The organism is Mesorhizobium sp. M0208, assembly GCF_040322015.1.
Taxonomy (GTDB): domain Bacteria; phylum Pseudomonadota; class Alphaproteobacteria; order Rhizobiales; family Rhizobiaceae; genus Mesorhizobium.
This window is the reverse complement of record NZ_JAMYSP010000011.1, coordinates 16,653-30,587: the sequence shown is the minus strand read 5'-3', so window position 1 is coordinate 30,587 and position 13,935 is coordinate 16,653. Positions and strand designations below refer to the sequence as shown.

The following is a 13,935-nucleotide window of genomic DNA, read 5'->3' as shown; positions in this document are numbered from 1 at the left end:
GGCTCAAATCCGCCCTGGCCGGCCTCTCCCCTCTGGACTGCGGTCCTGCCGATAACGATCCTTCTTCGATCCAGGCGCTGCGCCGCTACCCGCCGTCAGCCCAACGACGACAGCGGCAACGCGGTTGGCAGCCCGGGGGCGATATCTTGGCACGCAGTGGGGACGGCGGGGCAGCAGCCGCCGAGCGAGAAGGACGCGGCAGAAGCGGGCAATTGGCTTTGCCCGTGTGTGAGAAAGTGAGCGTCCGGCAGGGGTAGGAAAGGGCGCGGAGCGGGCCGAAGCCGCTCCGCGCGAGGCGATCTATTCAGCGGCCATGTGCGGTTCGCTATCTTCAATCTGCGCATCGTCGTCTGAGAGGAATTCGGGCAGCTCTTCCCCATAGCCGTCGGTGCCGGCGCCGTTATCAGCGCCAGCGCTGCCGTCGAGGTCGACCAGGCGCAGCGGCTCGGGCAGCCAGCCACTATCGGTCAGCAAGCGCTCGGCTTCCTTCGCCATATCTCCCTTTTTCAGATGTTCGATCAGCTGCGCGGCCTGTTCGCCCTTCGCCTCTCGCACCGCCTCGAGAATGCGGGACTTGGTGATGCGGCCGAGATAGTTTTCGACTGTCGGTGTCCAGCCGGCGTCAACCATATCGAGACCGACCGCGCGTGCCAGTCGATCAGCTTGCGCGATCCGCTGCCGAACGCCGTGTGCCGAGACAGCGCCGCCATAGCGGTCGCCTTTCTCGTGGAGCGCGTTCACGCCGTAGCTGACGCAATGGGCGAGCAACGCCGCGCGGCTGGTCTCATCAAGTGAGGCGATCCAGTCCCAAAGTGCATCGTCCTCGGTCGGCAGGTCCGATTTCCAGGCCTCATGGCGTTCGGCCACCGATTTCGCCGAGGGGCTGTCCTTCAGGTCACCTGCCTGCAGAGGGAAGAAGACGTGACGGATCGAGGCCTCCAGGCAACCGTTCGTGGTGCGGTGCTGGAACGTGTCAGTGACCAGCTTGTGCAAGAGCGCTGTCATGGCGACGTGAGGGTTGCCGGCAACCGCATCGCGCAACGCCAGTGTCCGGTGTGCGGTCAACTCTGTCATCAGTCGGTCCGGCACGGGCTTGACCGCATCGTCCTCGTCTTCCTCGCACTCGACAGCCTGGCCGCCAATGGTGACAACGGCACGGTGCACCGACGAGCTGTCGGCAGCCCCGGGCCCGCCGTCGCTTTTCGATTCATTCGCGCCGTCAAATGACATCAGCGGCACGTCCTCAGGCCGGAGAAAGCCGCGGTCGATCGAGAGTGAGCCGTCAGTGTCGATGCTGACGAACGCGCCGGCGACGGCGATGTCGGCCGGATCGAATCGCCTTGGGCGCTTGTCGAAATTGGCGAGCGCGGTCTCGATTTCACCGAGTCGCTGATCGACGTCTTCGGGCAGCTCGTCAGCACCCTCATATTCGGTTTCAAGCTTGGCATGTTCGGCGTTGAGGGCATCGATGGTAGCCTGCTCCTCGGCAGAGAGATCGAGCGGATCATTCTGCAGCTGATACAGCCCACGCGTTGCGTCGTAGGGGAAGCTGATAGCGACCTCGACCCACTTCCAACCCTCGGCTGCAACTTCCTGGGCAACCGCCTTGAGCTTCTCTGTGACCAGGCGGTCCAGCAGCGCTGCATCCTGCAGCCAGCCGCCGTCATCCGACTGGAACAGGTCGTGCATGACGATACCACCCGCGGCCTCATAGGCGTCGGTCCCCACGAAGACGGCGCGCTTGTCGGAGGCGCGCACCGTCGTTTCGGTCAGCATGCGCCGGATTTGATAGGGCTCTTTCGACCAGGCATCCCTGATTGCCTCCCAGATATGCTCCTGGCGAGCGCGGTCTTCAGAGACCGTGAAAGCCATGAGTTGCTCCAGCGTCATCCCGTCATCGGCATACACATCGAGCAGCACTGGGGAGACAGAAGCCAGCCTAAGCCGTTGCTTAACAACGTTGACCGGCACGAAGAAGGCTGCGGCAATCTCCTCCTCGCTCATGCCTTTTTGGCGCATGTCCTGGAAGGCGCGAAACTGATCGAGCGGGTGCAGCGGCGCTCGCTCAATGTTCTCGGCGAGCGACACCTCCTCGGCAACGATCGCGCTGTGACGGGCGCGCACGACACAGGGCACGAGGGCGGTCTTGGCGAGGCGCTTTTGCTTCACCAGCAGCTCAAGCGCGCGGAAGCGCCGGCCTCCGGCAGGTACCTCAAACATGCCAGTCTCGTTACCGTCGCTGTCGACGACGGGCAAGACGCTGAGGCTCTGGATCAAGCCGCGGCGGGCGATCGAGGCCGCAAGATCCTCGATCGAGATGCCGACCTTGACGCGCCGGACATTGGACTGGGAGAGCACCAGCTTGTTGAAGGGAATGTCGCGCGAGGACGACAGGGTGATCTTCTGAACGGCAGTAGCCATCGGGATGTACTCCGCGACGGGCGGCCGAGAGCCTCTCTCTCGACCTCCAAACCCGTCATGAGAATTCCGTCACTCCTCGCCCTCTGATGTGCTCGGCAGCCACGCGACACTTGTCGCGGAGCAGCAGGTCGGTCCTGGCGCTCTGCAACGACTTCGCCGCAGCGGGGTCCGGCATCGAGGCAGACTTCGGTCATGAACGCATCCGCAGGAAGACGCCGAACTGGAAGCGGGCGGCCATTACGCTGCCTCCCGCCGATCGTCGTCAGCGGCCACTTTGTCCGGCAAGAAACCCAAGAGATAATCCGCAGCCCTGCTTGCCAGAGAGGCGGCGCGAACGATCGCACGGTTATCCTCGCGCAGCACCTCCAGCCACGAGCCGATATAGTCGGCGTGACGCACGGTCGGCGTGATGCCCAGCGAGGCGCAACAGAAAGCCGCACATATCTCGGCAACCAGCTCTTCGAAGGCATACTTCTTGGTGCCGAAGGAACCAGACAAATCCCGGTTGAGGCGTGAGGCATGACCGGTGGCGTGCCCGAGTTCATGCAGGGCGGTCCGATGCCAATTGATCGGCTCGAAGTAGGCTTGGGGTGGCGGGACCCGCACATAATCGTGGGCCGGAGCGTAGAAGGCGCGGCTGCCACCAACCCGGAAATCGATCCCCGTCTGCTTGATCAGCCTCTCGACCTTCGGCTCGATCAGGCCGGGTAGGGGCGGGTGCGTGGCCATCGCAACATCGTCGGGCAGCCCGTCGCACTGCGCGGCGTTGAACACCGTGAAGCGTTTGAGGAATGGGATCGATCGGGCTTGCTCGCCGGTTTCGCGGGTACGCTTTTTCTCGTCGTCGGGCACGAACCGATGGGCGTAGACGACTGTCGTTCCATGCTCACCCTTGCGGACGCTACCGCCAAGCGCGAGCGTCTGGCGGAAGGTCAGCCAGCTCTGTCCTGAAAAGCCCTGCTCGATCACCGAACCCCAGAGGATCAGGACATTGATTCCAGAGTATTGCCGGTCGGTGGCGGCGTTCTTCGGCATGGCGAGCGGCGCCTTCGCAGCTGCCATTCCCCATGGCTGAACCCAGGGCAGCCGACCGGCCTCCAGCTCGCCGATGATCTTGCTGGTGATGTCCTCATATAAGCTGGCCCGCGTCGGGGCAGCTTGGTGCCGATGCTTGGTCATTGCGAGTCTCCGCGCCGGGCGCCGGGAGCCTCTCTCCCAGCCTTCAACCCGTCAGTGCGCCAAGCGCGGCCCTCCAACTTTATGAACTCAAATGAAGATTTCGGTTGCCGACCAACTCCGAGGTGGAAGACACCGTTCGAAACCGCAGCGTGAGGCGATCAGCAGAACCCACTAAGCCGGGCGCACGGGAGTAGGCCCAAGCGACCCGGCAGTGAGTCCATGAAAACGGAAGCCGCACAGACAGCCGAAGCCAGTCAGGAGCGGTTCCACCGGCCACGGAAGTGGGGAGCCAGCCGAAAGGCTCGTGGAGTGCGCGTCAGCGCAACCGTTCCGATTAGCAGGTCAAAGGAGCATCTTTGCCGCAGGCCCTCCAGTCGGCGCTTTTCGCGGCCGTATATTCAGAGAAAAGATCGTGCGGCAGGGCATCCGGAATGGCGAGACAGAAAAGTGTGCTCAATGCGAACCGCGATCCGTCTGTTTCCGAGCGAAACTATCGGACCATAGAGATTGGCTGAGGGCTCCGTTTTGAAAATCCCCGCCCAATTCGACGAGACCACGCCCCTGCGCGTCGCGATTGCAGCACGAATTGCCTTTCCCGATGGCTCGATGTGCGCAGCAGGCCTACGCAAGGAACGTGACGCCGGCCGACTTGAAACCGAGCTAATCGCAGGAAAGGAGTACGTCACCTTGCTGGCGATCACCAGAATGAGGGAACTATGCCGCGGGCGTCGAAAGGGCCACGCCTCGTCTGGCGCGGCGAAAGCTGGAAAAAGGACGGAACACTCCGAAACAAAGCTGGATGGTTTATCCGCGATCGAACAACGTTCATCAGCGCTGGCAGCGGCGAAAAGGGCCATCCAGGACCTGAAGCTGAAAAGGCGCTCGCGGCCTACATCGCCAGCAAGTACCACCGAGCGCGCGGTGCCGAAGATGTCTTGATAGCCGATGTCGTCAGCGTTTACCTGAGAGAGGTTGCACCGAAGCATGCCGCGCCGGAAGAGACGGCGGCTCGGCTGGACAAGATCCTCGATTTCTTCGGGGAAAAGACGCTCGCGGCTCTCAACGGCAAGCTTTGCCGCGACTACGTCGCGTTCTGTCCCACCGAAGCCGCTGCGCGCCGCCAACTCGAGGATCTTCGTGCGGCCATCAACTACTACCGCAGGGAAGGCCACACGACTGCCGCACCGACGATTGTCCTGCCTGACAAGGCCGGTGCGCGCGAGCGCTGGTTGACGCGCAGCGAGGCGGCCGCCCTCATCTGGGCCGCGTGGCGTATGAAGCAGAAATGGAAGGCCCGGGAGAGCGACCGGCGTACCGGACGACACCTCGCCCGCTTCATGCTTGTCGCGCTTTATACAGGGACGCGCTCTGCCGCAGTCTGCGGTGCCGCCATCCGTCCAACCAAAGGGCATGGTTATGTGGACCTCGACCGCGGCATCTTTTACCGCCGCGCCGCTAGCGCAAAGAAGACCAAAAAACGCCAGCCGCCTGTGCGCTTGCCCGACAGGCTGTTGGCGCATCTCCGCCGCTGGGCGTGCACAGATCTCGATATCAGGACCAAGGCGCGCGGCAAGAGCGCAAATACTGGTCGTAAGATATCGCAAGACTTTGTGGTGGAGTGGAATGGAAAGCCGGTGGGGTCGGTCAAGAAGAGCTTCAGGAGAGCTCGCGACGCAGCCGGCCTCGGTCCCGACGTCACTTCGCACACGCTTCGCCACACCGCTGCGACCTGGCTGATGCGGGCCGGCGCCGACATGTGGCAGGCGGCGGGCTTTCTCGGCATCACCGTGGATGTTCTGATCGATACTTATGGCCACCATCATCCCGACTTCCAGGCAGACGCCGCCGAGAAGATCGCGAAGAAGCACGTTGCGCCAAGGCGACGAAAACCTCGCTCGGGATAGGTGACGATGAAAACGTGAAGTCGGCGCGGTGGCACCACAGGTTCCCCACACAAAGCCCGAAAGGAAATGCAATCATTGCGGAGCGAGCGTGACGAAAGAGCCCAGAAACCTGCGGCTTTGCCTGGTAGCGCACATCGTTCGGGACGATGGGGTCGCAGGTTAAAATCCTGCCACTCGCACCCCCGCTCAGTTCTTCGGCACGATGGGTAAAGACCTGCGAGCACTCGCGTCCGGCACGCTCGACGAGATCGCCGGGAGCGGGCACAGCGCGATCGAGGGGATCAAGTGCCCGGCTACGTAGCGGGCCTGCTCCATATGATGTTTTGCTGCCCGTCGCGTCGATAGGGACGCCGGGGAGCGCAGCTCAGTGGTGCATGAGGCAGAGAACATCGCGATAAGCGCCGTCGCCGTGGGATCTGGCGTCCAGCGCCAGCTCCGCGTCATTGGCAACATAGCCGACGTTGGGCTTCGCGTCAGCTTGGTCTCGAACACCGCGATCACTTCCGGCCCTCGAGCCAAGCCGGCTTGAGCCACACGCCCTCGCTCTTTGCGTAGATTGTGAAGAACCTGCTGACGTGTGCTGAGCCTGAGCGAAGCGGATGCAAGGACGGATGAAGCTTCACTGTTTTTCGAAGCCGATAATCCCTTGAATGACAGGCGATGGCCTGTATCGCTTGAGCACACCGGGGTGACGATGAAATGTCCGTAAGACGGACAGCGTTCATTCATTAACGGAGGCAGTTCGTGATCCCGAGTCCGGTTCAATGGGGCGGCCTAAGGAGCATCAGCATAGCGCCGCCGCGGCCGAGACGCGGGATTGACCGCTCTCGTCAAGGGGTGCCGTTTAGCAGGAGCTCGTGACCAAGGTGGATGGAAGGAGCCTTCCTTCGCTTCGGCGGGGTTCCAACGGAAGTACTGTTCGATAATCCGAAAGCGCTGGTCGAACATCACGACGCTGCCTAGTCCCGATGGCGATCATGCGCAGCAGCGTGGACTTACCGCAGCCGGACGGGCCGACGAAGACGACGACTTCGCGGTCCTGGACGTCGAGGTCCGATACCCTTGATGATCTCGGCGGCTCCATAGGATTTGCGCGCGCCGCGCAGCTTGAGCTCAGCCTTGGCTTGCCTCCCTGGCGCCGGTCGTCGTCTCGTCGTTCTGCACCATCGCCAGCGCCGTGCCGGGCTCGCCCTCCCATAGGATCAGGCTCGCCGCGCCGACCAGGCCCGCCCGGTCGCCAAGTTCGGCCGGAACGATCGGCACGTCGCGATAGGCTTGCATGGCGCGCTGCTCGATGGTCGCCCTGATGGTCGGTGCCAAGAGGTCGAAGCCGTTGGAAAGGCCGCCGCCCATGACGATCAGGTCGGGCGAGTAGAGATGCAGGAGGTTGGTGAAGCCGATGCCCAGCCACTGCGCCTCGGCCTCGACCAGTCCGCGAGCCGCCACATCACCCGCCCGCGCGGCCTCGACGACGTGTCGCGCCGAGACGTCGCCATTGTTGGAAAGCCGCCGGAGCAGCGAGCCGTCGCCCGGCACCGTCAGCCGTGTCGCCCGGCGTCCGAGCGCCGTACCGGAGGCGACCGCCTCGAAGCAGCCGACGGCGCCGCAGAAGCAGCGGTCGCCTTCGCCGGTGATGGTCATGTGGCCGATCTCGGCCGCCAGCCCGCGTCTGCCGTGATAAACGTGGCCGTCGGCGATGACGCCGCCGCCAATGCCGGTCGACACGGTCACGAATACCAGCGATCCGGTGCCGCGGCCGGCGCCGAAGCGCCATTCGCCAAGCGCCGCCGCATTGGCGTCGTTCTCCAGCCGCACCGGTAGGCCGAACTGCCGGCTGAGGATGTCGATCAGCGGCACATTGTGCCAGCCGGCCAGTGTCGGCGGCCCGATGACGATGCCCGCCTTGGGGTCGAGCGGACCGGGCGCACACATGCCGATACCGGTGACTTTCGCTTGTGGGTGCTCCTTGAGCAACGTGTCCGCTAGCGTGATGATTTGGCCGATCACCGCCTTCGATCCTGCGCCGGCAAGCGTCGGCGCCGAGACGCGGGCGACGACGTCGCCACCGCGCTCGACCAGCGCGCCGCGCAGCTCCGTGCCGCCGAGATCGAAGGCAAGCGCAAGCGTGCTCATCAGGCGGCTGCTTTCAGCCCGTGCAGCCAGGCGATGCGTTGCGCAAGGTCAGGGTCACCGAAGGCGAGCGAGCCCAGCACCACGGTGTCGGCGCCGGCGGCGCGCAGCAGCGGCACCGTCTCATGGCGGATGCCGCCATCGGCGGCGAGCACGATGTCGGCCTCGCGGCCGGCTTTCCTGATCAGCGCGCGCGCCTCGATGAGACGCGGGCAGGCCTGCTCGGACAGGCTCTGGCCCTTGACGCCGATCGAGGTGCCGAGAAGCGTGACGAAGGTGACCTCGGGCAGGAAAGGCACGATTGCCGCGACCGGCGTCTCCAGCCTGAGCACGACGCCGGCCTCGGCGCCGAGCTCATGCGCCAGCTTGACGGCGCGCAAGCCCGCCTCGCCATTCTCGGCATGGATGGTGATGAGGTCGGCGCCGGCCTCGATGAACTGCCGCGTCTGTGCCTCGACGATTTCGGCCTCGACCATCAGATGCACATGGATCGGCTTTGCCGTCAGCTTGGCGATGCGCGCCACCAGATCCGGGAAGAACAGGAAGCCGGGGGTGAAGCGGGCGTCGGCGACGTCGATGTGATGTAGATCGGCATGGGCCTCAATGCGCTTCAGGTCGCGCTCCATATTGGCGAGATCGGCCGACCACAGCGAGAATTCGCCGAGCAGCCGGTTGCGCGGCAGAGCGGCTATCGCGGCGGGGCCTGAGAGAGATTTGCTGATCATGACGGAATGAGACTCCGGACGTTCGAGTGGGCGTGAAGGAAGGCCGAGATCTCGGCGTCTAACTCGGTGAAATGCCTGGCGCTGTCGAGCGCCTTGGGGGTGATCTCGGCGAAGATCCCATTGGGGATGACTGCGGCGAGCATATAGGCGGCCGACAGCGGGTGGACCGCGTCGCTGGCGTTGCCAATGGCCAGCGTCGGGATGCGCAGGGCGGCGGCGTCGCGCTCGGAAACCCCGGGCCCGTCGGCGGCGATGTTGGCGAGCACCTGCGCGAAGGCGTGGGCGTCCGGTCGGTCGAAATAGCCGAACAGCGAGGACAGGTTGTCGGGCGCCTCGCGGTAAAGCCGCGTCGCCGTCTCGGATTGCGCGAAGATACTCCGCGCCCTGTCGGCGCCACGGTCGAGGATGAGTTCGGCGACCTCGGTTATAGGCTGCATGTTCACCGGTGCTGCCGTGAACGTCCACGCCGGCCGCACCAGCACCAGCGCGGCGACGCGGTCGGGATGGCGGCAGGCGAGGCGGAGCGCGATCGCGGCACCCATCGAGACGCCGCCGGCAACGAAGCGGTCGAGGCCGGCCTGGTCGGCGGCCGCGAGCACATCGTCGGCGAACATCTCGAACGAAAATGGCCGTCGCTCGCCAATGCCGGAGCCGCCATGGCCGCGGCATTCCAGCGTGATGCGACGAAAGCCGGTGGGGAAGGTCTGCGCAACCTGCGCCTCGCCGCTACCCAGCCCGTGCTGGAAGACGACCGCCAGCCCGTCGCCCGTATCGGAAACCCGAAGCGCGGCGCCATCGCGGAGCAGGATCGTCGGGCGCGCCATCACAGCAGCCCCTTGAGGAAACGGGCGACGCCGGGCGCTTCCCCGGCCGAAAGCCCATGCGTCACCAACGGCCCGTCGAAACCTGTTGCCTTCAGCCGGGCGATGAAGTCGGCGAAGTCGACGACGCCTTGCCCGGCGATGGCGAAGCGGCCGTCGGCGAAACGGTCCTTGGCATGGGCCATGGCGACATGGCTCGCCGTGCGCTCGACTGCAGCCGCAACCATGGCGCGCGCCTGCGCGGCATCCGCCTGTTCGAACAGGTTTGCCGGATCGAGCACGATGCGCAGCCGCTTCGAACCCATCTCGGCGATGAGCCGCATCGCGTTACGGGCGGAGGTGACGATGTTGGCCTGTTCAGGCTCGATGCCAAGATCGACACCGTAACGCTCGGCGAGTTCGAGCGCCTTTTCCATCTCGACCGCCATGTCGGTCCATGCCGAGGGATCGGCATTGTCCGGATGGTGCGCCCATTGGTCGTCACGATTGCGCGTTCCGGTACAGAGCGTGACGAGTGGCGTGTAAAGCCTTGCGGCGGCTTCGATCACCACCGCCAGCCGGCGCAAGCCATCGTCGCGTACCTGCTTGTCCGGATGCGCCATGTTGTAGGTGCCGGACAGCGCCACGAGACCGACGCCGGAGCTGTCGACTGCGGCATCGATTGCCCGGATCGCCGCTGCGGGAACATCATCCGGCATCGACGGCAGGCCGGCGCAGGCGAGATTGAATTGGGTGACCGCAAAACCTGCGTCACGGACAGACGCCAGCACGCCGGCAGGCTCGCTGCCCGGGAAGGTCTTGGCGAACACCCCGATCTGCATCAGACCGCTCCCGTCACGCTGGCGATCTCGACGCGTTCGCCGCTTTCGACCGAGCGCGCGATCGCCACCATGGCGCGGATTGATGCGAGCCCGTCGTCGACATTGGCGCCGCGCATCGGCTTGCCGTCGAGCACCGTCTCAGCGAGGCCTTCGAGCTGGCGGCGAAAGAAATGGCCGTCAGCGCCGAGCGGCTTTCGCGAGGTGGCGTCCTTCTCGTGGAAAATGTCCACTTCACTCGCCCGGAAGTACCAGGGATTGAAGGTCTTCGCGACCACCGAGCCGTTCTCGCCATAGAGCTGAAAACCCTCGTGCCAGTCCATGCGCACGGCGACGGTGAGGTCGAGATGGCCGAGCGCGCCATTGGCGAACTCCGTTTCGACGAACCAGCAATAAGCGCCGAATTTCTCGTTGAGGCGGGCGCGCACGGCGGTGATCTCGCCGCACAGGAAGCGCGCCGTATCGACGAGGTGCGAGCCATGCGCCAGCATGAAATACTGTCTGGGATCCGCCTTCGGGTTGCCGGCCGGCTTGCGCGCCAGCTTGCTGGTGACGGGCAGCGGCTGCACCGCGTCGGTGTTGGTATAGCGATGGGTTGAGTCACAGTACCAGGCCTTCAGCGCGAGGATCTCGCCCATCTTGTCGCGTACGAAATCGCGCGCTGCCTCGAGCGCCGGATCGAAGCGCTTCATATGCCCGACCTGCAGCACCTTGCCGGAACGCCTGACCGCATCGGCCAGCTTTTCACCTTCCTCGACCGAGACGCCGATCGGCTTTTCACACAGCACGTGCTTGCCGGCTTCCAGAGCCTTGATCGACATCGGGACGTGATAGGCGTCGGAGGTGGCGACGATCACCGCTTCCAGCGCAGGGTCGGCGAGCATCGCGTCATAGTCGCCATACATCTTCTGCGCCTCGTAGGTCGCGCCCATACGCGCGAGCAGATCGGGTGCTGCGTCGCAGATCGCGTAGAGATCGGCATTGCTCGCCTTCACGCAGGACGCCAGATGCGCGAACTGCGCGATCGGCCCGCAGCCGAGCACACCGACACGAAGGCGACGGTCTTTCTTGCGGATCATCGTCTCAGGCTCCGTAGCCGCGCATGGTCTGGCGGTTGGTCTTGACCGCGCCGGCCGGATCGGCGGCGGCGGTCTCGGACTCTTCCTCCAGCACCAGCCAGCCATTGAAGTTGGGTGCCGCACTGGCGATCTCGATCACCTTCGCCGTGTCGCAGACGCCCTTGCCGAGCATCGCCCAGGTGCCGCTCGCATCGACATCCTTAAGGTGCACGTAGCAGATGCGATTGCGATAGGTGGTGAGCGTGTCGGCCATGTCCCTGTGGCCGCGCAGGATGTGGCCGGTGTCCGGCACCCAGCCGACCAGCGAGGCATCGAGCAGCCCGAAGATGCGGTCGTAATCGGCGCGATCGTAGAGCCGCGTGTTGTGGTGCGAGCTCGGATGCACCGCGACCTGGACGCCGGCCTTGCGGCCGAGTTCACCAGCCTTGTTGTAGACCTCGGCCGCAATGGCGAACTTGTCGTCGCGCGGACCGTCCGACACGACGGTGGCCGAGCCCATGGACACCATCGCGCCCGGAAAGGCGGCGGCGAAATCGATCCAGCGCTTGGCGGTCTCGAGGTCGGCGCCGATCTTCTCCTTGAGTGTGAAGCCGCTGTCCGAACCGAAGGCGAAGGAGACCAGCGTCAGGCTGGATCTCTTCAGCGCCGCAGCGAACTCCGCCGGCTTGCCGGCATAGCGGCCGATCATCGTGTCGGTGATCTCGATACCGGCATAGCCGCCATCGGCGATCGCTTTGAGCAGGTCGTCGGGGCCGCCGGCAAAGCGGTCTCCGAGCATTTCCCAGGTGAAGGTCTGGCAGCCGACTTTGAGGTCTTTCACGTTCATCCTTTCATTCCTTGATTCTACCTGCGTAGGCCTTCGATGATGTGGCGCTGTAAGAACAGCATCGGCACGATCAGCGGCGCTGTGACGACGCCCGAGGCCGCGGCAATATCGGCTGTCAGCAGAGAAGGTCCAATCCATCGATTTCGATGCGCGGCCTACTCCATCAGTTCTCCGTGGGAGGGACATGCTACTTGACCGAGCCCGCGGTCATGCCGGCGAGGAAGAATCTCTGGGCAACGAGGTAGATGAGCAAGAGCGGTAGCGAGCCGAGCACGCTCATCGCCATCATCTGGTTCCATTCGAAGGCGTGCTGCCCCATCAACAGCTGGATGCCGATCGGGACGGTGCGCATGGACGCTGACTTCGTCAGCGTCAGCGCAAACAGAAATTCGTTCCAGCACAACAGGAAGGTGTAGACCGACGTCGCCACGATACCAGGCAGTGAAATCGGGACGATCACCCGCCAGAGTGCCGTCCAGCTGCTGCCGCCGTCGACAGCCACCGCTTCATCGAGATCGCGGGGCAAGGTGTTCAGATATCCCGTCATCAGCAGGATCGCGTAGGGCAGCGTAAACACCAGGTAAGTCAGGATCAGTGCGACGTAGGTGTCGAAGATGCCATACGAGACGACAAGCCCGAAGAAGGGGATCAAAAGCGTGATCGGCGGGATCGTCTGCGTGCTGATGATGAGCGTGTTGAGGCTGCCCTTGCCGCGGAAATTGAAACGGCTGAACCCATAGGCCGCCAGCAAGGCGATCAGCACCGTCAACACTGTCACCGCTCCGGCCACGAAGTAGCTGTTGAAGAAGAAGCGCAGCTTTACCGGGTCGCCAAGGATGGCCGCATACGCTTCCAGCGTGAAGGCCTTCGGCAGGACGGTTGGTGGCAGGGCAAAGATTTCGGTATTCGACTTGAACGAGCTGCTCAGCATCCAGTAGATCGGGAAGGCCGCGAAAAAGAGCCCTGCGGCAAGCGCGACATGGAGCGCGGCGGTGATCAGCTTGTCTTTCGGCGAGTGCCTTTTCCTCATGGTGACTACCGAGCCTTTTGATAGCGGATGTAGAACAGCGTCAGGCCGAGAGAGATCAGCAGGATGACCACGGCGCTTGCAGATGCCTGCGACAGGTTGTAGCTCGAAAACGCCAGCTTGTACGTGTAGGTGCTGAGGACCTCGGTCGAGTAGATCGGACCGCCGCCCGTCGTTATCCAGATCAATGGAAAGACCTGCATGGTCCAGATGAAATCCAGCAGCGAGATGCTGATGATGATCGGCATCAGCTGCGGGATGGTGATGAAGATCAGCTTCTGGTAGGCTTTTGCCCCGTCTATATCGGCGGCCTCGTAGAAATCCTTGGGAATGCCCTGCAAACCCGCGAGCAGGCTGACCATGAAGAGCGGATAGCCCGCCCAGATATTGGCGAAGGTGACGGCGTGCAGCGCGGTCTCAGGCGAGGAAAACCACTCGACTTTGGAACCGATGATGCCCATCTGCATGAGAACGCTGTTGACGACACCATTCGGCTCGAGCAGCAGGCGCCAGATCACGGCGATAATCACCGCGGTGAACAGCCAGGGCAGAATGTAGAGCACGCGCAGGATATTGCGCAGCGTGGGATTGATGCGGTCGCTGTTCAGCATGAGCGCGAAGATCATGCCGATGGTCATGTGGAAAACCACACTCATGCATGTGAAGTAGAGCGTATGCCACAGCGAAGCCCAGAACACGGGATCGTTAAAGATCGCCTGGTAGTGTTTCAGTCCGGCAAAGGACGGGTCGCGACGCAGCACTGCGCTGTTCTGGAACGAATAGCCAATCACCGTCACCATCGGCAGCAGCATCAGCAGGCCGATTATGAGGAGCGAAGGCGACAGGTAGAGATAGGGTGCGACCGCTCGTTTCAGTCTATGGCGAGAGCGCTTCTGCCGGGTCATATGACAACCTTGGGATACGCCTTCAAGAGAAGGGGCTTCGGAAACAGGTCCGTCTCACCTTGCCGATCCGTTGTTGCCGGGAGGCCTGCCCGAAGTCAGG

General features: G+C 63.7%; 12 protein-coding genes, 1 tRNA gene and 1 pseudogene. 3 read left to right on the top strand and 11 right to left on the bottom strand.

Translation table 11 applies throughout. The features are described from left to right. Positions 1-300 precede the first annotated feature (300 nt). Both NKJ17_RS13495 and NKJ17_RS13490 read right to left on the bottom strand, forming a co-directional pair. Positions 301-2,421, bottom strand: a complete 2,121-nt coding sequence (locus NKJ17_RS13495; RefSeq protein WP_352688778.1) for a ParB/RepB/Spo0J family partition protein — start codon at positions 2,419-2,421, stop codon at positions 301-303. Positions 2,422-2,658: 237 nt separating this feature from the next. Further along, positions 2,659-3,600 carry an ArdC family protein gene (locus NKJ17_RS13490; protein ID WP_352688775.1) on the bottom strand — a complete coding sequence of 314 codons (942 nt, stop codon included), beginning with the start codon at positions 3,598-3,600 and terminating at the stop codon, positions 2,659-2,661. Positions 3,601-4,107: 507 nt separating this feature from the next. Between NKJ17_RS13490 and NKJ17_RS13485 the strand changes: the two genes are divergently transcribed. The 3 genes from NKJ17_RS13485 to NKJ17_RS13475 all read left to right on the top strand — a co-directional run bounded on the left by NKJ17_RS13485 (position 4,108) and on the right by NKJ17_RS13475 (position 5,683). Further along, entirely contained in the window at positions 4,108-4,539 is a 432-nt protein-coding gene (locus NKJ17_RS13485) for an excisionase (RefSeq protein WP_352688772.1), read from the top strand. Next, entirely contained in the window at positions 4,536-5,504 is a 969-nt protein-coding gene (locus NKJ17_RS13480; RefSeq protein WP_352688770.1) for a tyrosine-type recombinase/integrase, read from the top strand. Before NKJ17_RS13485 ends, NKJ17_RS13480 begins: the two co-directional genes overlap by 4 nt. An 82-nt stretch (positions 5,505-5,586) precedes the next feature. Next, positions 5,587-5,683, top strand: a tRNA-Pro gene (locus NKJ17_RS13475). 791 nt (positions 5,684-6,474) lie between these two features. On the opposite strand, the pseudogene NKJ17_RS13470 reads toward NKJ17_RS13475, so the two are convergent. The 9 genes and pseudogenes from NKJ17_RS13470 to NKJ17_RS13430 all read right to left on the bottom strand — a co-directional run. Further along, positions 6,475-6,610 (bottom strand): annotated as a pseudogene (locus NKJ17_RS13470) (ATP-binding cassette domain-containing protein); the annotation flags it as partial. 7 nt (positions 6,611-6,617) lie between these two features. Then, positions 6,618-7,637, bottom strand: a complete 1,020-nt coding sequence (locus NKJ17_RS13465; RefSeq protein WP_352688768.1) for an ROK family protein — start codon at positions 7,635-7,637, stop codon at positions 6,618-6,620. After that, a complete protein-coding gene (locus tag NKJ17_RS13460; protein WP_254818563.1) occupies positions 7,637-8,359 on the bottom strand; it encodes a ribulose-phosphate 3-epimerase in 723 nt (240 codons plus the stop codon). The genes NKJ17_RS13465 and NKJ17_RS13460 overlap by 1 nt, the downstream gene beginning before the upstream one ends. Continuing rightward, positions 8,356-9,183: an alpha/beta fold hydrolase gene (locus NKJ17_RS13455; protein ID WP_352688765.1), complete on the bottom strand. Its 828-nt coding sequence runs from the start codon at positions 9,181-9,183 to the stop codon at positions 8,356-8,358. Before NKJ17_RS13455 ends, NKJ17_RS13460 begins: the two co-directional genes overlap by 4 nt. Next, positions 9,183-10,001, bottom strand: a complete 819-nt coding sequence (locus NKJ17_RS13450; protein ID WP_352688762.1) for a sugar phosphate isomerase/epimerase family protein — start codon at positions 9,999-10,001, stop codon at positions 9,183-9,185. The genes NKJ17_RS13455 and NKJ17_RS13450 overlap by 1 nt, the downstream gene beginning before the upstream one ends. Beyond that, positions 10,001-11,077, bottom strand: coding sequence for a Gfo/Idh/MocA family protein (locus NKJ17_RS13445; protein ID WP_352509515.1), 1,077 nt, complete (start codon positions 11,075-11,077; stop codon positions 10,001-10,003). Before NKJ17_RS13445 ends, NKJ17_RS13450 begins: the two co-directional genes overlap by 1 nt. A 4-nt stretch (positions 11,078-11,081) precedes the next feature. Then, positions 11,082-11,903 (bottom strand): sugar phosphate isomerase/epimerase family protein, encoded by an 822-nt coding sequence (locus NKJ17_RS13440; RefSeq protein WP_352688759.1) that lies wholly within the window; start codon positions 11,901-11,903, stop codon positions 11,082-11,084. A 187-nt stretch (positions 11,904-12,090) separates the two neighbouring features. Then, positions 12,091-12,933: a carbohydrate ABC transporter permease gene (locus NKJ17_RS13435; protein WP_352509513.1), complete on the bottom strand. Its 843-nt coding sequence runs from the start codon at positions 12,931-12,933 to the stop codon at positions 12,091-12,093. A 5-nt stretch (positions 12,934-12,938) separates the two neighbouring features. After that, positions 12,939-13,835, bottom strand: a complete 897-nt coding sequence (locus NKJ17_RS13430) for a carbohydrate ABC transporter permease (protein ID WP_254818569.1) — start codon at positions 13,833-13,835, stop codon at positions 12,939-12,941. Positions 13,836-13,935: the final 100 nt, after the last annotated feature.